19 protein-coding genes are annotated in these 21289 nt (G+C 70.3%); 9 read left to right on the top strand and 10 right to left on the bottom strand.

Annotated features, from left to right (window positions below; translation table 11 throughout):
* Window positions 1-101 precede the first annotated feature (101 nt).
* Together OG352_RS31985 and OG352_RS31980 are read left to right on the top strand one after the other, a co-directional pair.
* On the top strand, window positions 102-659 hold the full coding sequence (locus OG352_RS31985) for a DUF6082 family protein (protein WP_329221712.1): 558 nt from the start codon (window positions 102-104) through the stop codon (window positions 657-659).
* A gap of 265 nt (window positions 660-924) precedes the next feature.
* Window positions 925-1164: a hypothetical protein gene (locus OG352_RS31980; protein ID WP_329221711.1), complete on the top strand. Its 240-nt coding sequence runs from the start codon at window positions 925-927 to the stop codon at window positions 1162-1164.
* A 139-nt stretch (window positions 1165-1303) separates the two neighbouring features.
* Here OG352_RS31980 and OG352_RS31975 read toward each other — a convergent pair whose 3' ends face one another.
* Window positions 1304-2470: a citrate synthase/methylcitrate synthase gene (locus tag OG352_RS31975; protein ID WP_329221710.1), complete on the bottom strand. Its 1167-nt coding sequence runs from the start codon at window positions 2468-2470 to the stop codon at window positions 1304-1306.
* A 98-nt stretch (window positions 2471-2568) separates the two neighbouring features.
* Here OG352_RS31975 and OG352_RS31970 point away from each other — a divergent pair, with 98 nt between their 5' ends.
* The 6 genes from OG352_RS31970 (at window position 2569) to OG352_RS31945 (ending at window position 9661) form a co-directional block, all read left to right on the top strand.
* Entirely contained in the window at window positions 2569-3831 is a 1263-nt protein-coding gene (locus tag OG352_RS31970; RefSeq protein ID WP_329221708.1) for a citrate synthase, read from the top strand.
* A gap of 250 nt (window positions 3832-4081) precedes the next feature.
* Window positions 4082-5023: a sucrase ferredoxin gene (locus OG352_RS31965; RefSeq protein WP_329221706.1), complete on the top strand. Its 942-nt coding sequence runs from the start codon at window positions 4082-4084 to the stop codon at window positions 5021-5023.
* Window positions 5024-5152: 129 nt separating this feature from the next.
* Window positions 5153-6859, top strand: coding sequence for a sensor histidine kinase (locus OG352_RS31960; RefSeq protein ID WP_329221705.1), 1707 nt, complete (start codon window positions 5153-5155; stop codon window positions 6857-6859).
* Window positions 6856-7536 carry a response regulator gene (locus OG352_RS31955; RefSeq protein ID WP_329221703.1) on the top strand — a complete coding sequence of 227 codons (681 nt, stop codon included), beginning with the start codon at window positions 6856-6858 and terminating at the stop codon, window positions 7534-7536. Before OG352_RS31960 ends, OG352_RS31955 begins: the two co-directional genes overlap by 4 nt.
* Before the next feature lie 262 nt (window positions 7537-7798).
* Window positions 7799-8491: a response regulator gene (locus OG352_RS31950; RefSeq protein ID WP_329221702.1), complete on the top strand. Its 693-nt coding sequence runs from the start codon at window positions 7799-7801 to the stop codon at window positions 8489-8491.
* Window positions 8492-8675: 184 nt separating this feature from the next.
* Window positions 8676-9661, top strand: a protein-coding gene (locus OG352_RS31945; protein ID WP_443072116.1) for an IS5 family transposase whose coding sequence is annotated in 2 segments (ribosomal slippage) — window positions 8676-9083 and window positions 9086-9661 — 984 coding nt in all. Because the reading frame shifts where the segments join, the coding sequence is not laid out codon by codon here.
* Window positions 9662-9680: 19 nt separating this feature from the next.
* On the opposite strand, the gene OG352_RS31940 is transcribed toward OG352_RS31945, so the two are convergent.
* From OG352_RS31940 to OG352_RS31915, 6 genes are all read right to left on the bottom strand, one after another.
* Window positions 9681-11273 (bottom strand): solute symporter family protein, encoded by a 1593-nt coding sequence (locus OG352_RS31940; protein WP_329221700.1) that lies wholly within the window; start codon window positions 11271-11273, stop codon window positions 9681-9683.
* Window positions 11270-11848 (bottom strand): DUF485 domain-containing protein, encoded by a 579-nt coding sequence (locus tag OG352_RS31935; RefSeq protein WP_329221699.1) that lies wholly within the window; start codon window positions 11846-11848, stop codon window positions 11270-11272. The genes OG352_RS31940 and OG352_RS31935 overlap by 4 nt, the downstream gene beginning before the upstream one ends.
* A gap of 80 nt (window positions 11849-11928) precedes the next feature.
* Window positions 11929-12612 (bottom strand): response regulator transcription factor, encoded by a 684-nt coding sequence (locus tag OG352_RS31930; protein ID WP_329221698.1) that lies wholly within the window; start codon window positions 12610-12612, stop codon window positions 11929-11931.
* The gene (locus tag OG352_RS31925) at window positions 12609-13760 is read right to left on the bottom strand and encodes a sensor histidine kinase (protein ID WP_329221696.1); all 1152 of its coding nucleotides are present in this window, start codon (window positions 13758-13760) and stop codon (window positions 12609-12611) included. The genes OG352_RS31930 and OG352_RS31925 overlap by 4 nt, the downstream gene beginning before the upstream one ends.
* Window positions 13757-14281, bottom strand: coding sequence for a DUF1453 domain-containing protein (locus OG352_RS31920; protein ID WP_329221694.1), 525 nt, complete (start codon window positions 14279-14281; stop codon window positions 13757-13759). Before OG352_RS31920 ends, OG352_RS31925 begins: the two co-directional genes overlap by 4 nt.
* 210 nt (window positions 14282-14491) lie before the next feature.
* The gene (locus OG352_RS31915; RefSeq protein ID WP_329221693.1) at window positions 14492-16612 is read right to left on the bottom strand and encodes a DNA gyrase/topoisomerase IV subunit B; all 2121 of its coding nucleotides are present in this window, start codon (window positions 16610-16612) and stop codon (window positions 14492-14494) included.
* 445 nt (window positions 16613-17057) lie between these two features.
* Between OG352_RS31915 and OG352_RS31910 the strand changes: the two genes are divergently transcribed.
* Window positions 17058-17288, top strand: coding sequence for a DUF7455 domain-containing protein (locus tag OG352_RS31910; RefSeq protein WP_329221692.1), 231 nt, complete (start codon window positions 17058-17060; stop codon window positions 17286-17288).
* 124 nt (window positions 17289-17412) lie between these two features.
* On the opposite strand, the gene OG352_RS31905 is transcribed toward OG352_RS31910, so the two are convergent.
* From OG352_RS31905 to OG352_RS31895, 3 genes are all read right to left on the bottom strand, one after another.
* Window positions 17413-18279, bottom strand: coding sequence for a serine protease (locus OG352_RS31905; protein ID WP_329221691.1), 867 nt, complete (start codon window positions 18277-18279; stop codon window positions 17413-17415).
* A gap of 132 nt (window positions 18280-18411) precedes the next feature.
* Complete coding sequence (locus OG352_RS31900) at window positions 18412-19950, bottom strand: RNA polymerase sigma factor (protein ID WP_329221689.1); 1539 nt, start codon at window positions 19948-19950, stop codon at window positions 18412-18414.
* A 429-nt stretch (window positions 19951-20379) separates the two neighbouring features.
* A complete protein-coding gene (locus tag OG352_RS31895) occupies window positions 20380-21267 on the bottom strand; it encodes a FadR/GntR family transcriptional regulator (protein ID WP_329221688.1) in 888 nt (295 codons plus the stop codon).
* Between the last annotated feature and the right edge of the window lie 22 nt (window positions 21268-21289).

The raw sequence follows: 21289 nt of genomic DNA, 5'->3' as shown, positions 1-21289 counted from the left end.
CTCTGGGAGACGGCAAGCGCCGCCCACCGCTCGCCGGTCCCCGTCACGTCCACCCGCACCCCGACGACCGGCGCACGGCCGCCCGATCGGGGGTTTTTGACATGGCCACACAAAGGTTTGGGGTACGCGGACTTCGTGCCGCCGCCGCTGCGGCCGTCGGCATGGCCGCGGGTGCACTCCTCACCATGGCGGCACAACGCCATGCGCTGGAGGCACTCCGCGTGCGACTGGAACACCTGGAACGGACCGCCCACTCCCAGCAGCACACCAACCTGGCCAACCAGCAGCGCCTGCACTGGGAATTGCTGAGCAAAGCCATCGACGACCCCGAACTGGCGGAAGTGCTGGACCTCTTCGAGGCCCCCGTTTCCACCAAGCAGCGGCGCCAGTACCTCTACGCCAACGCCCTCTACACGAACGCGCTGTTTTATTACCGGATCGGCAATATCTCCCGCGAAGAGTTCTTCGGGTACATCCGGGGCATTCTGCAGAACTCTGTCGTACGGGAGTACTGGTATGCGACGAGACACCAGCGGGCAACCATGGCCGACGGTTCGGACGAGGCGGAACTCGGCCGCATGGTGGACGAACTCCTGACGCAACTCGAGGAGTCGGACGCGGACGAATGGTGGGTGGTGGGCGAGCCGCCGAGCCCGTGAGCGCCGGGCGCGCGCGGCGCACTCCGGAGGCCGAGGGCTCACGCGCTCGCCCGCACTCCCCGCGCCCGGAGTTCACACCCTCGGCCCATAACGAACAGGTCAAGTTGGGAGTTGAGGGGGATGCCAGGAGGTTGACTCGCGCTTGATCGCGTAGAGGACCCCACCAGATCGTCGCCTACGCCGCCGGATGACGAGCGACCCCACAGGGCCCGCCTTGCACCGCGCAGTCGTCGTGCGCAAGCCAACGGACCCGAGGGAAGCAACAGTGAGCCAGATCATTCGACGAATCGGTGCGTCTCCGCGCGATCGAGGGAGCGTGAGCGGAGCAAACTGCCCCGATATCTTCGAACTTGCCGACGGCAATTTCGCCGTCATCGGCGCGGACGTCACGAACTCACTGGACCCTGACCTTCCCGCCGACGCTTCGCGCGGCGGTCACGAGCGCATTGTCGTCATCACGCGCGAGACTCTTCTCCGCGCGAAGGCCGATATTCCGGACCTCTAGATCCTCTGGACCCTCCCAATAGGCCTCCGACAGGCCACTGATAGGCCACCGATAGGCCTCCCGAGCAAAACGGCCCGGCTCGCCCGCCCGCGACACCGGGCCTTTCCTCGCGTCCGCCCGCTCTTCGAACGGGACTTCTTCAGGTCAGGGCCGGCACCTCCGCCGGCGCTTCCGGCCCCACATACCGCGCGACCGGGCGGATGATCTTCGAGTCCTCCGCCTGCTCCAGGATGTTGGCGCTCCAGCCCACCACCCGCGCCGCCGCGAAGGTCGGAGTGAACATCTCGCGGGGCAGCCCGCACAGTTCCATGACCACGCCGGCGTAGAACTCCACGTTGGTGTGCAGTTCCCGGCCCGGCTTCAGCTCGGCGAGGATGGCCTCGACGTGCCGTTCGACCTCGACGGCGAACGCGACTCGCGGGCCCCCGAAGCGCAGGGCGATCGCGCGGAGCATGCGCGAACGCGGGTCCTCCGTGCGGTAGACGGCGTGCCCGAAGCCCATGATGCGCTCACCGGCGAGGACGCGTTCACGGATCCACGGGTCGATGCGGTCGGGAGTGCCGATCGCGTCCAGGGTGTCCAGGGCGCGGCTGGGCGCGCCGCCGTGCAGCGGCCCCGACAGCGCCCCCACCGCCCCCACGAGGCACGCGGCCATGTCCGCCCCGGTCGAGGCGATGACCCTCGCCGTGAAGGTTGATGCGTTGAAGCCGTGATCAATGGTGGCGATCAAGTATTGCTCGACAGCCCGGGCGCGCTCTGGATCGGGCTCGACGCCGGTCAACATGTACAGGTAGTTCGCCGCGTACGACAGGTCCTCGCGCGGCTCGACGGGGTCGAGCCCGCACCCCAGCCGGTACAGCGCGGTGAGCAGCGTCGGTACGGCCGCGGCCGCCACGACCGTGTCCTCACGGCGCCGGTCCGCGTCGACGTCGTACACCGGCCGGAAGTCCTTCGCCGCGCCGAGCAGCGACAGCGCCGTCCGCATCCCGGCGAGCGGGTTCGCGTCCGCACCGGCTGCCGCGATGGCGGGCAGTGCGGCGGCCACCGCGTCCGGCAGGCGCCGTAGCGCCGCGGTCTCGGCGGCGAAGGCGGCGCTCCGTCGCGCGTCGGGCAGAGCGCCGTGGACCAGGAGGTGCCAGACGTCCTCGAACCGGCGGGTGCGCGCGAGGTCCACGGCGGAGTACTGGCGGTAGTGGTAGAAGCCTTCGCGTCCCCGGACGTCGCCGACCTCGGTGTCGGCGACGACGACACCCGCGAGGCCCCGCGGCACGTCGGGGCGTGTGGTTGCGGCCATGTTGACGGACATGTTTCCTCCCTGGACTTGATTTGACTGTCCATGCTTGACTCAATCTCTGTCAATATTGATTGAATCAATACATGTGCCTTGTGGATACGGTGACCCTCATGCGTGATCAGGAACCCGGCCCAGGCCACCCCGAACGACGGCTGACCACCAAGGAGGCCGCCGAGCTGCTGGGCGTGAAGCCCGAGACCGTGTACGCGTACGTCAGCCGCGGCCAACTGAGCAGCAGACGCACGCCCGGCGGCCGGGGCAGCACCTTCGACGCCAAGGAGGTCGAGGCGCTCGCCCGGCGCAACAGGCGGGAGGGCAGCGGGAGTCCGGGGTCCGGGTCGGAGCTGTCCGTGCGCACGCATGTCACGTTCATCGACAAGGACCGCTACTACTTCCGGGGCGTCGACGCGGTCGAACTGGCCGCCCGGCACTCGTACGAAGAGGTCGCCGAGTGGCTGTGGACCGGTCGGCTGCGCACCGGGATCACCTTCACCGCGCCCGAGGAATCCGTCGCGGCCGCCCGCCGGGTCGTGGAGGCCCTGCCCGAACACACCGGTCCCACCGATCGATTGCGGGTCGCCGCCGTCGCCGCCGCGGCCGCGGACCCCCTGCGGTTCGACCTGTCCGAGGACGCCGTGCTCGGTACGGCGCGCATCCTGATCCCCACGCTCGTCGCCGCCCTGCCCCCGAAGCGGCCCAGCCACCGCGACGAGGGCTCCCTCGCCCTGCGCCTGTGGGCACGGCTCAGCGGACGCCCCGCCGACAAAGCGCGGCTGCACACCCTCGACACGGCACTCGGCCTGCTCGTCGACCACGACCTGGCCGCCTCGACGCTCGCGGTGCGCGTCGCCGCCTCGGCCCGCGCGCACGCCTACGCGGCCGTCTCCGCCGGGCTCGGTGTGATCGAGGGACCGCTGCACGGCGCCGCCGCCGGGCTGGCCCACCGCATGCTGCTCGAGGTGCTCGACCTCGGCAGCGCCGCCCCGGTGATCGCGGAGGAGCTGCGGGCCGGCCGCCGCGTCCCCGGCCTCGGCCACCGGCTCTACCCCGGCGAGGACCCACGCGCGCGTGCCCTGTTCGCCCTCCTGGACGACATCCCCGAGGCCGCGCCCGCCCTCGCCGCGGCCCGGGACATCGTCGCCACGACAGCCCGCCACGCGCCGCTGCACGCCAACGTGGACCTGGCGCTCGCCGTCCTCACGGTGTCCTGCGGGATGGAGTCCTCGGCCGGCGAGACGATCTTCGCCGTGGCCCGCACGGCGGGCTGGATCGCCCACGCCCTGGAGGAATACGGCGAACGCCCGCTACGGATGCGCCCGAGCGGACACTACGTGGGGCCTAAGCCGCCGCAGCCGCAGCCGCTGCCGGAGTAGCGGGGCCGATCACGCGCGCGGGTTACTCGGCGCCGCCCGGGGACAGGGCAGGAACGGGGCAGGAGAGGACAAGGGCGGGCCGGGACAGCGGGTGCGCCTCGTCCCCGAGCAGGGCAACACCCCGTCACGCCCCGCACCGGCACACGCACGCGTACCCGTGCGGCGGGACACGTGCCCCGGCCGGGACACGTGCCCCGGCCGGGCCGCGCCCGGAAGTCGCCCCGCTTCAAGTCAGGTTAGGCTCACCTCTGTGAGTACGTGCGCGACCGTCTCTCGGGACCTCGACGAGCCCATCTCCGGAACCGCGGCCACGGCAACGACCTGGCTCCTCCTGGAACAGCCCGGCCCCTGGGGTGCGAAAGCGCTGGTCTCGAGCCACCTGGATCCCGTCCTGGGCCGCGCCCTGGAGACCGCCGCGCAGGACACCGGCGTACGCGTCGCGCTCATCCGGCGGCCCGGACGCCACGCCGACGTCGGCGCACCGCGCCTGCGGCAGGTGTACGCGGCCCACACCGTCCCCGGCAGGGTGTGGCTGCACAGCGCCACGACCCACGACCCCCGGCAGTTGCTGGACCTCGACTTCGCCGCGCTGGGCCGGGGCGACCGCCACACCTTCGACAGCGCGCTCCGGGGCCGGCCGCACACCGGCGACCCCCTCGCCCTCGTCTGCACCAACGGCAAGCGCGACCGCTGCTGCGCCCTCCTCGGCCGTCCGCTGGCCGCGGAACTCGCCGCCTCCGGGGTGCGGGGCGCCTGGGAGGTCACCCATCTGGGGGGTCATCGCTTCTCCCCCACCCTGCTCGTCCTGCCGCACGGGTACGCGTACGGCCGCGCCGAGGCCCATGCCGTCAAGGAGGTCCTGCACGGCGTCCAGGAGGGGCGGATCGTCGTGGAGGGGTGCCGGGGGAGTTCGGCCTGGGAGCGGCCCGGCCAGGCGGCGGAGCTGGCGGTGCGCGCGGCCACCGGCGAAGACGCGGCGGAGGCGCTGAGAGTCGTGCGGACCACCGGCGGCGCGCCGCACTGGGAGGTGACCGTCGCACACACCGACGGACGCCACTGGCTGGTCGACGTGGCTCAGGGCGACTCCCGGCCACCCCGGCCGGAAAGCTGCGGCACGTCGGTCCTCGGTTCACCTGCGCGGATGGATGTGGTCGCGGTGCGTGAACCGGCGGGGACGGCACTGGCGGGCTGACACACCCCCGGACACGGCTCGACCGCACCCCGCGCGGACAGTGGCGAACCGTTTCCTCTTGACCGGGTCAAGAGATCCACACCACCCACCCCTACGGCTGCACCGGCCCGCCCACGTACCGTCTTGGGTATGAGCCCGACTCCCCCCGCCCGTCGCCTGCGCCTCGGAATGCCGCGGCGCATGTTCTCGCAGGTGCTGCTGATGCAGTTGGCGATCGCCGCGGGAGTCGTGGTGCTCGCGACCGGGTTGTTCCTCGCCCCGCTCAGCGATCAACTGGACGACCAGGCGATGCGCCGTGCCCTGGCCATCGCGCAGACGACCGCCGCGGTACCGCAGATCGCCGAGGACCTCCGGAGCACACGGCCGACCGTCGGCGGACCGGTGCAGCGGCAGGCCGAGCGGATCCGCAAGGCAAGCGGCGCCGAGTACGTCGTGGTGATGGACCTCAACGGCACACGCTGGTCGCACGCCGACGCCAAGCAGGTCGGCGGCCACGTCTCGACGGACCCGAGCGAGGCTCTGGCCGGCAAGGACGTGATGGAGATCGACAGCGGCACCCTGGGCCGCTCGGCCCGCGGCAAGGTGCCCCTGCGCGACAGCGAGGAAAGGATCATCGGCGCGGTCTCGGTCGGCATCGAGTACGACAGCGTGCGGGCCCGCCTGATCCACGCGATCCCCGGGCTGTTCGCCTATGCCGGAGGCGCCCTCGCCGTGGGCGCGCTGGCCGCCTGGGTGATCTCCCGGCGGGTCCACCGCCAGACGCGTGACCTGGCCTTCTCGGACATCTCGGCGCTGCTCGCCGAGCGCGAGGCGATGCTGCACGGCATCCGGGAGGGCGTCGTCGCCCTGGACCGGGCCGGCCGCGTCCGGCTGCTCAACGACGAGGCCCAGCGCCTCCTCGGCATCGGGAACGAGACGGTGGGCGCGTCGCCCGACGAGGCGCTCGGCGAGGGGCGTACGGCCGACGTCCTGGCCGGCCGGGTGACCGGCACGGACCTCATCGCCGTCCGGGGACAGCGCGTCCTGGTCGTCACCCGCATGCCCACCGACGACGGCGGCGCCGTGGCCACCCTGCGCGACCGCACCGAGCTGGAACAGCTCGGCCGCGAGCTCGACTCGACGCACGGCCTGATCGACGCGCTGCGCGCCCAGGACCACGAGCACGCCAACCGCATGCACACGCTGCTGGGGCTGCTCGAACTGGAGATGTACGACGACGCCGTGGAGTTCGTCGGGGAAGTGGTCGGCGATCACCGGGCCACCGCCGAGCAGGTGACCGAGAAGATCGAGGACCCGCTGCTCGCCGCGCTGCTGGTCGGCAAGGCGACCGTCGCGGCCGAGCGCGGCGTCGCCCTGTGGGTCTCCGACCGCACCCGGCTGCCCGACCGCCTGATCGACCCGCGCGGGCTGGTCACGGTCGTCGGCAACCTCGTGGACAACGCGCTCGACGCCGTCGCCGGCAAGCCGCACGCGCGCGTGGAGGTCGAACTGCGCACAGAGGGCCATGCCGTCGTACTGCGGGTGTGGGACACCGGCCCCGGCGTCCCGGCCGAGCAGCGGGAACTGATCTTCACCGAGGGCTGGTCGACGAAGAAGCCGCCGGCTCATGGCAAGCGCGGCATCGGGCTCTCCCTGGTGCGCAGGCTCGCCGAGCGGCAGGGCGGCAGCGCGGCGGTCGGCGAAGCGGCCGGCGGGGGCGCCGAGTTCACCGTCGTCCTGCCCGAGGCGCTGACCGATCCCGACCTGGAACCCGGCCCGGACGCCGGTCTGGAACCCGGCCCGGAACCCGCATGGGCCGCACCGGCGCAGGTCGCCGTCGAGGAGGAGTCGCGATGATCGAGGTCCTGGTCGTGGACGACGACACCAGGGTCGCCCGGGTCAACGCCGCCTACGTCGAGAAGGTGCCCGGCTTCCATGTCGCCGGTGAGGCCCACAACGCGGCCGAAGCGCTGCGCCAGTTGGAACTGCTGCCCCGTCTGGACCTCGTCCTGCTGGACCACTACCTGCCCGACGAGACGGGTCTGGAGGTCGTCCAGGAGATGCGCCGGCGAGGCCACCAGACCGACGTGATCATGGTGACCGCCGCCCGGGACGTCTCGACGGTGCAGGCGGCGATGCGCCAGGGCGCCCTCCAGTACCTGGTGAAACCGTTCGCCTTCGCGGGCCTGCGCGCCAAGCTGGAGGCGTACGCCGACCTGCGCCGCACGCTCGACGGCGGCGGCGAGGCCGAACAGGCCGACGTAGACCGCATCTTCGGCGCGCTCTCCGCCCCCTCGGAGCCCGGTCTGCCCAAAGGGCACTCCCCCACCACCGCCGAACTCGTGCGCCAGTCCCTGATGAACGCCGAAGGGCCTCTGTCGGCCCAGGAGATCGCCGACCGGACCGGGGTGAGCCGCCAGACCGCCCAGCGCTACCTGAAGCTCCTGGAGCGCACGGGAAGGGCCCGGCTGACCCTGAAGTACGGCGACGCGGGCCGCCCGGAACACCGTTACGTGTGGGCGACCCGCGCCTGAGGGCCCGATTCTTGACGGCGGGGGAAGGAACCGTGCCCCTCCTGGGATACGGATCCCGACCCGCCGCCTGCTCGACCGTCAGCCCACCGACTTGTCGACGAACTCGGTCGTGCAGGTCTTGCTCAGGCCCGCGTCGGTGTTCTGGATGTTCGGGTTGAACGCCATGCTTGCAGTAGCCTGTTGTGCTCGTTTTGCTCGCGCTACAACAGCGAAGCCGAGACACGGGCTTGACGCCCGCCTGGCCTTCACGGAGAGAGGCCCGATGATTGACGTCCTGGTCGTGGACGACGACTTCCGTGTCGCCGAGATCAACGCCAAGTACGTGGGAAAGGTTCCCGGCTTCCGGGTGACCGCCCGCGCACACAGTGCCGCGCAGGCGCTGGCCGCCGTCGAGCGCGGAACCATCGACCTGGTGCTGCTCGACCACTACCTGCCCGACCAGACCGGCCTCCAACTCGTCCACCACATGCGGGAACAGGGGCACGGTACCGACGTCATCATGATCACGGCGGCCGGCGACGTCACGACCGTACAGACCGCGATGCGCCTGGGCGCCCTGCACTACCTGGTCAAACCGTTCACCTTCGCCGCGCTGCGCACGCGCCTCGACTCGTACGCCGCCCTGCGCCGCACGGTGGACCGGGCGGGCGGTCACGGCATCGCCGGCCAGGAGCAGGTCGACCGGATGTTCGGTGCCCTGCGCACGGGACCGGTACCGTCCTCGCCCGGCCTGCCGAGCGGCCACTCGGAACCGACCACGGACCTGATCTGCGCCGTCCTGCACCGCGCGAACCACCCGTTGTCGGCCCACGAGGTCGCCGCCGAGACCGGCCTGAGCCGCTCCACCGCCCAGCGATACCTCCGCCACCTGGAACAGGCCGGCCGCCTGCACCTCTCCCTCAAGTACGGCGACACGGGCCGCCCGGAACACCGGTACGCGTGGGTGGCGCCGTAGCCACAGGCCGTGGCTCCGATGCGATACGGAGAGTGCGGCGCGTACGGGCGATGCAGTACGGCGAGCGCGCGGCGGCACGTACGGCGGGGCGCAGGAGCCGCGCGCTAGGTCCTGTCTGGAGTTCGGATCACGAGTTCGGCAGATCGCCTGCGCGCGAGGGCTCGGTCTTGATAGGCCGTCAGTCATGGCGCGAGGCGATCTCACCGATGAGCAGTGGGCCCTGATCGAGCCCCATCTCCCGATTGCCGCGGTTGGGCCCATCCCTGACCTGCGGAAACATTTCAACGCGGTGATGTGGCGGTTCCGGACCGGTAGCCCCTGGCGTGACCTGCCGGCCGAGTTCGGGCCCTGGCAGAGCGCCTACGACCGCTTCCGGATCTGGGCGACGCGGGGCGTTTTCCAGGACCTGATGCAAACAGTGATCGCCGAGGCCGCCGCCCGCGGCCAGGCCGACTTGGGCCTGGTCAGCGTGGACTCGGCGACCGCCCGGGCCCACCATCACGCCGCCGGGATGGCCCTGGACTCCGAGCAGCTGGCGGCCTTGGAACTGGCCGTCGAGGCCGAAAAGGGGGCGAGGACAAGGAGCAAAGAACGCAAGACGGACAGGCCGAGGATGAGGCGCGCGTCGAGCGGCGACGGGTCCGCCGACGACACCGGGCCCGCTTGAAAGCCGCCGAGCTGGGGCGTTCCCGGGGCGGACTGACGAGCAAGATCCATGTGGCGGCTGACCGACGCTGTCGCCCGCTTGCGTTCGTCCTCACGCCCGGGCAGGCCGGCGACAGTCCGCAGTTCGCCCCGGTCCTGGAACGGGTAAAGGTGCGCGGCCCGATCGGGCGCCCGCGGACCCGGCCGGATGCGGTGGCCGCGGACAAGGCGTACTCGTCCCGACACAACCGCCGCTACCTGCGACGACGCGGGATCCGAGCCGTGATCCCGGAGAAGGTCGACCAGGCCGCGAACCGCAAGAAGCGTGGCAGCGCCGGCGGCCGGCCGGTCTCGCACGACGCGACACTCTACAAAGAGCGCAACACCGTGGAACGGTGCATCAACCGGCTGCGGAACTGGCGCGGCATCGCTACCCGGTACGACAAGACCCCGGAGAGCTACGAGGCCGGACTGCACCTGTGTGGTGCGATGCTCTGGCTCCGCAGCATCGCACCACACTCGTGATCCGAACTCCAGACAGGACCTAGGCGGCACCCGCCCCCGTCAGTGACCGCACCTCGGTCTCCGCGTGCTTGGCCTCGTCCGCGACCTCGGCCGAGGTGACCGTACCGAGCCAGCCCGCCAGGAAGCCCAGCGGAATCGAGACCAGGCCGGGGTTCTGCAGGGGGAAGTACTGGAAGTCGACGGTCGGGAAGAGCGACTCGGGGCTCCCGGACACCACCGGCGACAGCACGACGAGCGCCAGGGCAGGAACCAGCCCCCCGTACACCGCCCACACGGCACCCCGCGTGGTGAAGCCCCGCCAGAACAGCGAGTACATCAGGACGGGCAGGTTCGCGGACGCGGCGACGGCGAAGGCGAGCCCGACCAGGAACGCGACGTTGAGATCGCGGGCCAGCAGGCCGAGAGCGATCGCGACCACGCCCATGCCCACGGCGGCGACCCGCGCCACCGCGACCTCGCTGCGAGGCTCGGCGTGCCGGCGACGCAAGGAGGCATACAGGTCGTGCGCCACCGACGCCGAGGAAGCGAGCGTGATCCCTGCGACTACGGCGAGAATCGTGGCGAAGGCGATGGCCGCCACGACCGCGAACAGGACGGTTCCCCCCGTGGAGTCGGCGCCGCCGCCCAGGTCGAGGGCAAGGAGCGGAACCGCCGTGTTCCCGGACGCGTTCGAGCCGCGTACGGCCTCCGGGCCGACGATCGCCGCCGCACCGAAGCCCAGGACGATCGTCATCAGGTAGAAGCCGCCGATGAGCCCGATCGACCAGACGGCGGAGCGCCGGGCGGCCTGCGCGGTCGGCACGGTGTAGAAGCGGGACAGGATGTGCGGCAGCCCCGCCGTGCCCAGCACCAGTGCGAGCCCCAGGCTCATGAAGTCGAAGCGCGAGGTCCAGTCCCCGCCGTACTTCAGCCCGGGTGCCAGGAACGCGGAACCGTGCCCGCTGCGCTCGGCCGCCGTGCGCAGCAACTGGTCGAAGTCACCGTGGAAGCGCACCAGGACGAGCGCGGTGAGCACGATGGTGCCGCCCAGCAGCAGAACCGCCTTCACGATCTGAATCCACGTGGTGGCCCGCATCCCTCCCAACGACACATAGATCACCATGAGCGCACCGACCCCGATGACGGCCCAGGACTGGGCCGCCTCGCCGGTGTTCCCCAGCAGCAGCGCGACCAGGCTGCCCGCGCCCACCATCTGCGCCACCAGATAGAGAACGGACACAGTGACCGAGGAAGTTCCCGCCGCGATCCGCACCGGCCGCTCGCTCATGCGCGCGGCGACCACGTCGGCGAGTGTGAACCGCCCGCAGTTGCGCACCAGTTCGGCGACGAGGAACAGCACCACCAGCAAGGCCACGAGGAAGCCCACCACGTACAGCAGACCGTCGTATCCGTACAGCGCGATGAGCCCGGTGGCGCCCAGGAAGGAGGCGGCCGACATGTAGTCGCCCGCGATGGCAAAACCATTTTCCATCGGGGAGAACAGCCGCCCTCCGGCGTAGAACTCCTCCTGAGAACCTTGCCTGTTGCGGCTCACCCAGGTCGTGATCCCCAGCGTGACCGCGACGAAGGCGCTGAACAGCAGCAACGCCGGCGTCTGATGGTTGCCGGTCATGACGCACCACCCCTCGCGCCGCGCGTCAGCTCCTGGGTGTCCCAGCGCAGTTCTAGCGCCGCCCGGTCCCTGTGCAGCCGCGCGTGCCGGGCGTAGGCCCAGGTCAGCAGGAACGTGCTGAGGAACTGTCCGAGCCCGGCGAGCAACGCCACGTTCACCGCGCCCGCCACCGGCCGCGCCATGAACGCGGGCGCGGTCGTCGCGGTCACGACGTACGCCACGTACCAGACGAAGAACCCGGCGACCGCAGGCACCACGAACCGCCTGTACCGGCTGCGCACCTCCTGGAAGGCCGCGCTGCGCTGCACCTCGAGGTAGACCTGGGCCGCTGCCACGGCTCCGGTCTTCTGCTCGCGACGTGCCGCCGGAAACTCTGTCCCGGGCGGGCCCATGGTGGCCGACTCGCCCCAACCCGAGGCGAGCGCGTCGTACCACGGGTCCTCGTAGCGCACTTCTCCTGGCGCTTCGACGAACGCCTGGGCCTGACTCTGGTGGTTCTCGCCCACGGAGGGCGCGGGATCGCCGGTCTCGGGGCCGTCCCCGTCGGCGCGGGCACGGCCGTTGCTTGACTGCATGCCCAAGGATGGACAGAACGGGAAGATCCCCGACACTTCTTCCCTGCACGCTTCACCCCATCAGGTGACCAAAGAGCCATTCACCCCGTCGGCGGCCGCACCAGCCCCTTCCGGTATGCGTAACGCACCGCCTGGGCACGGCCCTTGATGCCCGTCTTGGTGAACATGTTGTTGATGTGGGTCTTCACGGTCGCGGTGGACACGCTCAGCCTGCGCGCGATCTCCTGGTTGCTGAGACCCTCGGCGATCAGCACCAGCACCTCCGCCTCCCGGGTCGTCAGCCCGTCGGGGGCCGCAGCGGGCTCCGCCGGCTCCGGTTCGGGTGCCGACAGACGCTCCAGCAGCCTCCGTTGGACACTCGGCGACAGCCCCGCGTCCCCGGACAGCACGCTGTGCACGGCCCTGACGATCTCGTCCCCGTCCGCGTCCTTGGTGAGGTATCCCCGCGCTCCCGCTTTCAGCGCCGGGAACAGGGACTCGTCGTCCGCGAAGGTCGTGAGCACCACGACCTGTGTTCCGGGATGCTCCGACCGGATGCGCCGAGTCGCCTCCACTCCGTCGCAGCGGGGCATGCGCAGGTCCATCAGCACCACGTCGGGAGCGAGTTCGGCGACGAGCCGCACCGCCTCGTCCCCGTCCCCGGCGGCGCCCACGACCTCGACCCCCGGCAACAGCCCGAGCAGCATCACGATGCCTTCCCGGACGACCGTCTGATCGTCCGCGACCACCACCCTGGCGGGCTTCTTCTCCGCCTCCTCCGTCATACCGGCACCTTCAGCGTCACCACGAAGCCTTCCTCGTCCGGTCCGGCAGCGAGCGACCCGCCCAGCAGTTCGGCGCGCTCCCGCATACCCAGCAGACCGTACCCGCCTCCCGCCTGGGCGAGTTCGCCCGGCGAACCCCCCGAGTCGCGCACATCCAGGGTGACTTCACGCGGGCTGTACTCCAGCCGCACGCGTACCTTCGCGCCCGGTGCGTGTTTGCGGGCGTTCGTCAGGGCTTCCTGGGCGACCCTGCGCACCGCCTGCGACGCCTCGACCGGCAGCGGTCTGCGTTCACCCCCCACGGTGACCTCGGCACCGTCCGATGTGCGGACGAGGTCGGTCAGGAAGTCCTCCAGCGGCGTCAGTTCACCGCGCAGCGCGGAGAGCGACTGTCTGGTCTCCTCGAGACCGTCTCGGGCCATCCCGCGTGCCGCCACCACGCGTTCGAGGATCTGCTCGCGGTCCGCACCCCGCTCGATCAGCAGTCGGGCCGCTTCCAGGTGCACGAGCTGCGCCGAGAGACTGTGGGCCAGGACATCGTGGATCTCCCGGGCGATGCGGGCGCGCTCGGCGAGTGCGGCCGACTCGGCCTCGGCCGCACGCGCCGCCCGCTCCTGGGCGAGCAGTCGCTGTGCGTTGCCTCTGGCTTCGGCGTCCAGACGCAGTGCGTATCCGGCGAGGGCCATTCCTCCGATGGAGGCGGCCGAGGTCAGCCCCGTGTCGTCGTTGACCGTGGCGAAGGCGGCGAAAGCGAGCGCGGCCACCGGCAGCGCGGCCGCCAGAGGCAGTCGCTCCAGCGCCGCGATGGCACACCCGCACCACAGGACCACGGCTGGGGTGCGAAAGTCGACGGCCTCGACTCCGGCCGCCAACCCCAGCAGCATCAGGACGAGTGCCAGGGACGGCCACAGGCGGTGCTCGAGCGTGGTGCGGAACAAAGCCCACGCCAGTCCACCTGCGACAAGTGCTCCGCCGGCCCCGGCGACCGCGACCCACCCATGGACGCGGCTGTCGTGGAAGGCGCTCCACAGCAACGCGCCCAGCACCAGCAGCCGCACGGCCCAGGCCAGCAGCCGCCTCGGCCGCGAGATCTCCTTGGGACCCAGCGCCTCCCGTGAGGGCCAGCGGGTCCAGACGTTCTCCGTCACACGCGCTCCTTCCACGCGGACCGGGGCACGTGGTCACCGTACGCCGTGGCGTGCGCGGGAGCCTGGTTCAGAGACTGCGTGCGCCGGATCAGGATCCCGGAGCGGACCAGCAGGGTGGCCGCGAGCCCCAGCATCAGGGCCGAGCTGTGCTGGTGGATGCCCATCAGCGCACCGACCGCGAAGAGGCCCATCCGCAGACCGATGCCAACGGCCCAGACGGCCGCACTCGCTTTGGTGCTCTTGCTCCACACGGCGCCGTCCGGCTCCACCCAGACGCGGGTGGTCCAGGCCCAGGCGGCTCCCATGGCCAGGCCGACGATCACTTCGGCGGCGAGCACCAGAGCCGAGGCGGTGTGGTGACGGGCGTCGAGCAGGTCGGGCTCGCGCAGCGCTATGACGGCCAGGATCCCGGGCAGGAGCCACCATCGCCGGTCCGTGTCGATGCGGCTTGCGCGGAACTGCCGCACGATCACCACTGCGGCCACGACCACGATCACCAGTGCGTTGACGAGCCCGGACATCACAGCCTCCGTGAGCGGGAAGGGGGTGCCGACAGCGAGTGCTGCCGACGCCTTCGACGCTACGGAACCATGCCGGTCCGCAGATCGGCGCTGGGGTGGATCGTGGGTGGATATGCGGGAGCCTGGGTTCTCCACCCGCGGGTGGAGAACCCGGGCCTGCCCGTCCCGACTGCGGAGCCGTAGAACTGCGCGCCGAGCCGGGTGCAGCGGCTACGCGTCGATGCGGGACCGGTCCAGCGTCGCCGCCGAGCTGGAGATGAACTCCTTGCGCGGCGCCACGTCGTTGCCCATGAGCAGGTCGAACACCTGCTCCGCGGAATCCAGGTCGGAGAGGTTGATGCGCCGCAGAGTGCGGTAACGGGGGTCCATCGTCGTCTCGGCCAGCTGGTCGGCGTCCATCTCGCCGAGACCCTTGTAGCGCTGGATGGAGTCCTTGTACCGGACGCCCTTGCTCTGGAACTCCATCAGCTTGTCGCGCAGCTCACGGTCCGAGTACGTGTACACGTACTTGTCCTGGCCCTTCTTGGGCTGGACGAGTTCGATGCGGTGCAGCGGCGGCACCGCGGCGAACACCCGGCCGGACTCGACCATGGGACGCATGTAGCGGTGGAACAGGGTCAGGAGCAGAGTCCGGATGTGGGAACCGTCCACATCGGCGTCGGTCATCATGATGATCTTGCCGTAGCGGGCCGCGTCGATGTCGAAGGTGCGCCCGGAGCCCGCTCCTATGACCTGGATGATCGCGCCGCACTCCGCGTTCTTGAGCATGTCGGTCACGGACGACTTCTGAACGTTGAGGATCTTGCCCCGGATCGGCAGCAGCGCCTGGAACTCGGAGTTCCGGGCGAGCTTCGCCGTGCCGAGCGCGGAGTCTCCCTCGACGATGAAGAGCTCGCTGCGCTCGACGTCGTCGCTGCGGCAGTCGGCCAGCTTCGCGGGCAGGGACGAGGACTCCAGTGCCGTCTTGCGGCGCTGCGCGTCCTTGTGCTGCCGGGCCGCGATGCGCGTCCGCGCGGCGGCGACCGCCTTCTCCATGACGACCCGCGCCTGAGCTGCGTCATCGCGCTTGGTGGAGGTCAGGAACGCCTTGAACTCCTTGGAGATCACGGTGTTCACGATGCGCCGGGCCGCCGAGGTGCCGAGGACCTCCTTGGTCTGGCCCTCGAACTGCGGCTCGGCGAGGCGGACGGTGACGACCGCGGTCAGGCCCTCCAGGGCGTCGTCCTTGACGACGTCGTCCTCGGCGACGCGCAGCATCTTCTTGGCGCGCAGCACCTCGTTCATCGTCTTGGCGACCGCCTGCTCGTAGCCGGCCACATGGGTGCCGCCCTTGGGCGTGGCGATGATGTTGACGAACGACCGGAGTGTCGTGTCGTAGCCGGTGCCCCAACGCATCGCCACGTCCACGCCGAGCTCGCGGGTGACCTCCGTCGGGGTCATCTGCCCGTGCTCGTCCAGGACCGGGACCGTCTCCTTGAACGTGCCCTGCCCCGTGAAGCGGAGGACGTCGCAGACAGGCTTGTCGGTGGCCAGGTACTCGCAGAACTCACTGATGCCGCCGTCGAAGCGGAAGGACTCCTCGCCCTTGCTGCCTCCGTCACCGAGGCCGTACTCGTCGCGGACGACGATGGTCAGGCCGGGCACCAGGAACGCGGTCTGGCGGGCCCGCTGGTGGAGATGCTCCAGGGAGAGCTTGGCGTCCTTGAGGAAGATCTGGCGGTCGGCCCAGTACCGCACGCGCGTGCCGGTGCGGTTCTTGGCGATCCTCTTGACCTTGCGCAGGCCGCCCGTCTCGAACTTGGCGTCGGGGCCGTCCGCGCCGAAGGAGCCCGGGACTCCTCGCCGGAAGCTGATCGCGTGCGTGTTGCCGCTGCGGTCCACCTCGACGTCGAGTCGGGCGGACAGGGCGTTGACCACGGATGCGCCGACGCCGTGCAGACCGCCGGAGGCGGCGTAGGAGCCGCCGCCGAACTTGCCGCCGGCGTGCAGCTTGGTCATGACGACCTCGACACCGGACAGCCCGGTCTTGGGCTCGACGTCGACGGGGATGCCACGGCCGTTGTCACGGACCTCGACCGAGGCGTCGTCGTGGAGGATCACCTCGATGTGGTCGCAATATCCGCCCAGGGCTTCGTCGACGGAGTTGTCGATGATCTCCCACAGGCAGTGCATCAGACCACGGCTGTCGGTCGAGCCGATGTACATACCCGGGCGCTTCCGCACGGCCTCGAGGCCCTCGAGGACGAGCAGGTGCCGCGCGGTGTAGTTGGAACCGTCCCGGTCTGCTCCTGCCAGCAGCGCTGTGGACGGCACGGACGTTTCGGCGGTCACGCGGTTCGCTCCTCGCTGAATTTCAGTTGAGGCCCTTCTGGGTAAGGGCACGGCTTGGGTTGCCGCCAAGAGGGTACCGAGGCCTGGTAGAGCCGTTGTAACGCCACCCTCGGTCTGAAACTCAGACTAGTCCAGCGTCGCATGCGTGTTCGATCCCTCGTTGGAGTGAAGTACATATCACGTTCCCTTCGGGGCATGAACCATTTAGGCTCCGGGCACGTCCTCATGAACAAACCGGCAAGCCAGCCGGGAGGATCGGACCATGACCGACAGCGCGAAACCGTAAGCACCACAGACCACGCAATACGGCACATTCGCCGCCAAACCGGCAGCAGACGGCCGCCTCGGAAAGATTTTTCGAGGAGAAGCCACGAGCGGGAACGTTTTGGGGCTGGTTGGATGTTGACCCTGGTACGACAGCTCGTCGAGCTAGAGAAGAGGCGACGTGACTACTGTTCTGACCCCCGCGAGCCCGATGACGGCCGCTGACCGCTGCGACCGCTGCGGCGCCCAGGCGTACGTACGCGTCGTCCTGCTCAGCGGCGGAGAACTGCTCTTCTGCGCCCACCACGGCCGCAAGTTCGAGCCGGAACTCAAGAAGATCGCCGCCGAGATACAGGATGAGACGGAGCGGCTGACGACCGTTCCGGCATCCGTCCCCGAAGAAGAGCGCTGATCCTGCGCGTTCACGACGAGCGAGAATCGGCACAGGCCGATGTGCGGGTGGCCGTCCCTGCTCTCAGGGACGGCCACCCGCTTCTCGCAGCACGAAGAGATCGCGACCGCGCAGGGAGACCCGCTCAGGCGCGGTCGGGCGCCCCGTGGGGGCTCCGATTCCCTGCGCCCCAGCCCAGCGTCCGTACGGCGTCGGAGACCCGCGTGTAGACGCCCGGGCTCCCCGGCCGTCCGCAGCCGCTGCCCCACGACACGAGCCCGATGAGCCGACCCCCGGCGACCAGCGGCCCGCCGCTGTCCCCCTGGCAGGCGTCACGGCCGCCCCGCACCTCTCCGGCACAGACCATGCTCCGCGCGATGTACGTGCCGTCTGCCGAACCGGGATACGCCCGCTCACAGAGCGCGTCGGCCAGCACATGCACGCGAGCCGCCCGCAGGGTGTGGGCGTACGCACCGAACCCGGTGATGTCGCCCCAGCCGTAGACGACGGCCTCCGCGCCGGACGCGTACGCCGGATCGCCCTCCGCCGCCATGGCGACGACCGCTGCCGCCGGGAGCGGCTCGGCAAGGGTGAGCACGGCGAAGTCCCCGGCGTTGCTGGCACTGTCGTAGCCCGGGTTCACCCAGACACTGCGCACGGAGACCTCCTGGCCCGTGTCCGCGTACAGGTCCGTACGGCCCGCGACGACCTCCAGGTCGGCCACCCGTCCCGGCGGCGCTCCCAGGACGTCCTCGGCCATGCAGTGGGCCGCCGTGAGCACGGTCGACGGGCCGACCGCCACGCCTCCGCAGAACTGCCCCGAGCGCATACCTCCGAACCGGTCACGGCTGGACAGCGCGACCGTCCACGGGCTCTGGGAGACGTCGACCGGGAAACCGCCCACGACGACGCCGTCGGAGGCCGCAGGGGCGGCGGAGGCCAACGGTATGGCCATCGCCACGGCCGCCAGGATCAACGGCCGGGACAAGGCCCGGACAAAGGGACGAGGCATGCGCGCTCCTCACTCTGGAGTGATCGGTGAACACCCAGGGTGATTCAGTGCGCGTCACCACGCACCCGCGCGCCCACGCGGAAGGCCCGGCTCCCCCAGGGGAACCGGGCCTTCGTGTCGTACGGCTACGACCTAGTCGAGGTAGTCGCGCAGCACCTGCGAACGGGACGGGTGGCGCAGCTTCGACATGGTCTTGGACTCGATCTGGCGGATGCGCTCGCGCGTCACGCCGTAGACCTTGCCGATCTCGTCGAGGGTCTTCGGCTGACCGTCGGTGAGACCGAACCGCATGGAGACGACACCCGCCTCACGCTCGGACAGGGTGTCGAGAACGGAGTGCAACTGCTCCTGCAGGAGCGTGAAGCTCACCGCGTCGGCCGGGACGACGGCCTCGGAGTCCTCGATGAGGTCACCGAACTCGCTGTCGCCGTCCTCGCCCAGCGGGGTGTGCAGGGAGATGGGCTCACGGCCGTACTTCTGGACCTCGATGACCTTCTCGGGGGTCATGTCGAGTTCCTTGGCCAGTTCCTCCGGGGTGGGCTCGCGGCCCAGGTCCTGGAGCATCTGACGCTGCACGCGCGCGAGCTTGTTGATGACCTCGACCATGTGCACCGGGATACGGATGGTGCGGGCCTGGTCGGCCATGGCGCGGGTGATCGCCTGACGGATCCACCAGGTGGCGTACGTGGAGAACTTGTAGCCCTTGGTGTAGTCGAACTTCTCCACCGCGCGGATGAGACCGAGGTTGCCCTCCTGGATGAGGTCCAGGAAGAGCATGCCGCGGCCGGTGTAGCGCTTGGCCAGGGAGACCACCAGGCGGAGGTTGGCCTCCAGGAGGTGGTTCTTGGCCCGTCGGCCGTCCTCGGCGATGATCTCCAGCTCGCGCTTGAGCTTCGGGGCAAGCTTGTCGGCGTTGGCCAGCTTGTCCTCGGCGAACAGACCGGCCTCGATGCGCTTGGCGAGCTCGACCTCCTGCTCGGCGTTGAGCAGCGGGACCTTGCCGATCTGCTTGAGGTAGTCCTTGACCGGGTCGGCGGTGGCGCCGGCCACGGCGACCTGCTGCGCCGGCGCGTCGTCCTCGTCGTCGTCGGAGAGGACGAAGCCCTTGTTCTCGGCCCCTTCCTCCTCCTCTTCACCAGGCTTGGGAGCGTCCTCGATGGCCTCTTCCTCGACCAGCTCGGCGTCGTCGCCCTTGGCGGTCTTCTTGGCCGCCGTCTTCTTGGCGACGGTCTTCTTCGCGACCGTCTTCTTGGCGGTCGTCGTCTTCTTGGCAGCCGCCTTCTTGGCAGGGGCGGCTTCTTCTGCGGCGTCGTCCACAGCGGGTCCGGCCGGGGCGGCCGTGCTGGCGGTGGCCTTCCTGGTGGTCACCGTCTTGGCCGCGACCGTCTTGGTGGCGGTGCGCTTGGCCGGACTCTTCGCTGCGACGCTCTTTCGGGTGCGCTTGGGCTCCGCGGCACTGACCATCAGCGTCACACCCTCTTCCTCGAGGATCTGGTTGAGGCTGCGCAGTACGTTCTTCCACTGAGTGGCCGGAATCTGGTCAGCTTCGAAGGCCCGACGCACATCGTCGCCGGCGATCTGCCCCTCAGCCTTTCCCCGCTCAATGAGCGCCATGACAGAGACGGACTCGGCGATCTCAGGCGGGAGCGTACGGGATGTGCTGGCCGACACGAACAACCTCTCGGAACGTTGGAAAACGGCTTCCGGCCCCGTCCATGATGGACAGGAGCCGACCACCGGCCTGGGGGTGGGCCGACGGCGCGGGCGGGGGCCGGGAGGATGCACAGCGCCTTGAACGGCGTCCGTATTCCCTCTGCGGCAGTCACCTCTTAGGTCATCGCGTTGTTTCCACAAGCGTTACGCCCAATCTTCGTGGCCCGAGTCACACCGCGTAAGCGTTCATAAACGGTCAGACGCGGGCAGAAGAGGTCACCCGTGGCGCCTATCGGGCCTCCGCGGCCGAATCCAGGCCACATCGGCCGTCGGACCCCGCAGTCCCCGTGACGGGTTCTGCGGGGTCCGACGGGCGTGCGGGTGAAGCGGCCGAGGATGGCACAGGACGGGGAAGGCGTCCCCGGACCGATCCCCCCGTGGGTGCGGTCAGTGTTCGCGCGGTGCCGGTACGACGCGCTCCACCTCGGGGTGAACGGTGAGCAGCTGTCGCATGGCCGCCTCGGCCGCGGTTCCGTCGCCCGCGGCGAGGGCGTCGGCGATCCTGCCATGGTGTCCCAGCGACGCCTCGGTCGGCCGGTCACAGCCCGTGACCGGGCTGCCGGAGACCTGGAGGGCGGACGACACGATCCCGGAAAGGTGCTCCAGCATGCGGTTGCCCGCGACCTGGATGAGCAGCGAGTGGAACTCGGCGTCGGCCCGGGAGTAGGTGAGCGCGTCACCCTGCCCCATGGAATGCGCCATGATCTCGACCATGTCGGACAGTCGCTGCTGGATGTCGGCGCGCCCGTGGCCGGCGGCGAGGCGGGCGGCGAGCGGCTCGATCGTCCAGCGCAGCTCGCTCAGCTCACGCCGCTGGTCGTCGCGCTGGGGACCGAAGGCCCGCCACTCGATGATGTCCGGGTCCAGAAGATTCCAGTCGCTCACGGGACGCACGCGCGTGCCGACGTTCGGCCGGGCGCTGACCAGGCCCTTGGCCTCGAGGACACGCAGCGACTCGCGGACGACGGTGCGGGACACCTCGAACCGCTGACCGATCTCCTCGGGCACCAGCGGACGGTCGGCGCCCAGGTCGCCCGAGACGATCATCTGGCCCAGCTGCTGGACGAGTTGGCCGTGCAGTCCGCGTCCGCGGCTGCCCGCGCTGCGACGGCCCACGCGGCCCAGCTCGGGGTCCGCGGTCTCCCAGACGGGAGCTCCGACGCGGTCGGCGGCAGGGGCCTGGGCGTAGGGGTAGCGATCGAGTTCGCCCGGGCCGGCCAGACCGGAGTCGGCGGAGCGGGCGGCGGTCATCATGGTGTGCGCAAGGGTACTCACGGATCCTTTGTCGGCGCTGTCT

Source organism: Streptomyces sp. NBC_01485 (genome assembly GCF_036227125.1).
In the GTDB taxonomy this organism is placed as follows: Bacteria; Actinomycetota; Actinomycetes; order Streptomycetales; family Streptomycetaceae; genus Streptomyces.
This window is presented reverse-complemented; position numbering and strand designations above follow the sequence as displayed.

Coding starts and splice junctions, on each gene's coding strand:
- OG352_RS31985 (WP_329221712.1), top strand. CDS start 102: ATGGCCACACAAAGGTTTGGGGTACGCGGACTTCGTGCCGCCGCCGCT.
- OG352_RS31975 (WP_329221710.1), bottom strand. CDS start 2,470: ATGTCCGTCAACATGGCCGCAACCACACGCCCCGACGTGCCGCGGGGC.
- OG352_RS31970 (WP_329221708.1), top strand. CDS start 2,569: ATGCGTGATCAGGAACCCGGCCCAGGCCACCCCGAACGACGGCTGACC.
- OG352_RS31960 (WP_329221705.1), top strand. CDS start 5,153: ATGAGCCCGACTCCCCCCGCCCGTCGCCTGCGCCTCGGAATGCCGCGG.
- OG352_RS31955 (WP_329221703.1), top strand. CDS start 6,856: ATGATCGAGGTCCTGGTCGTGGACGACGACACCAGGGTCGCCCGGGTC.
- OG352_RS31950 (WP_329221702.1), top strand. CDS start 7,799: ATGATTGACGTCCTGGTCGTGGACGACGACTTCCGTGTCGCCGAGATC.
- OG352_RS31940 (WP_329221700.1), bottom strand. CDS start 11,273: ATGACCGGCAACCATCAGACGCCGGCGTTGCTGCTGTTCAGCGCCTTC.
- OG352_RS31935 (WP_329221699.1), bottom strand. CDS start 11,848: ATGCAGTCAAGCAACGGCCGTGCCCGCGCCGACGGGGACGGCCCCGAG.
- OG352_RS31930 (WP_329221698.1), bottom strand. CDS start 12,612: ATGACGGAGGAGGCGGAGAAGAAGCCCGCCAGGGTGGTGGTCGCGGAC.
- OG352_RS31920 (WP_329221694.1), bottom strand. CDS start 14,281: ATGTCCGGGCTCGTCAACGCACTGGTGATCGTGGTCGTGGCCGCAGTG.
- OG352_RS31905 (WP_329221691.1), bottom strand. CDS start 18,279: ATGCCTCGTCCCTTTGTCCGGGCCTTGTCCCGGCCGTTGATCCTGGCG.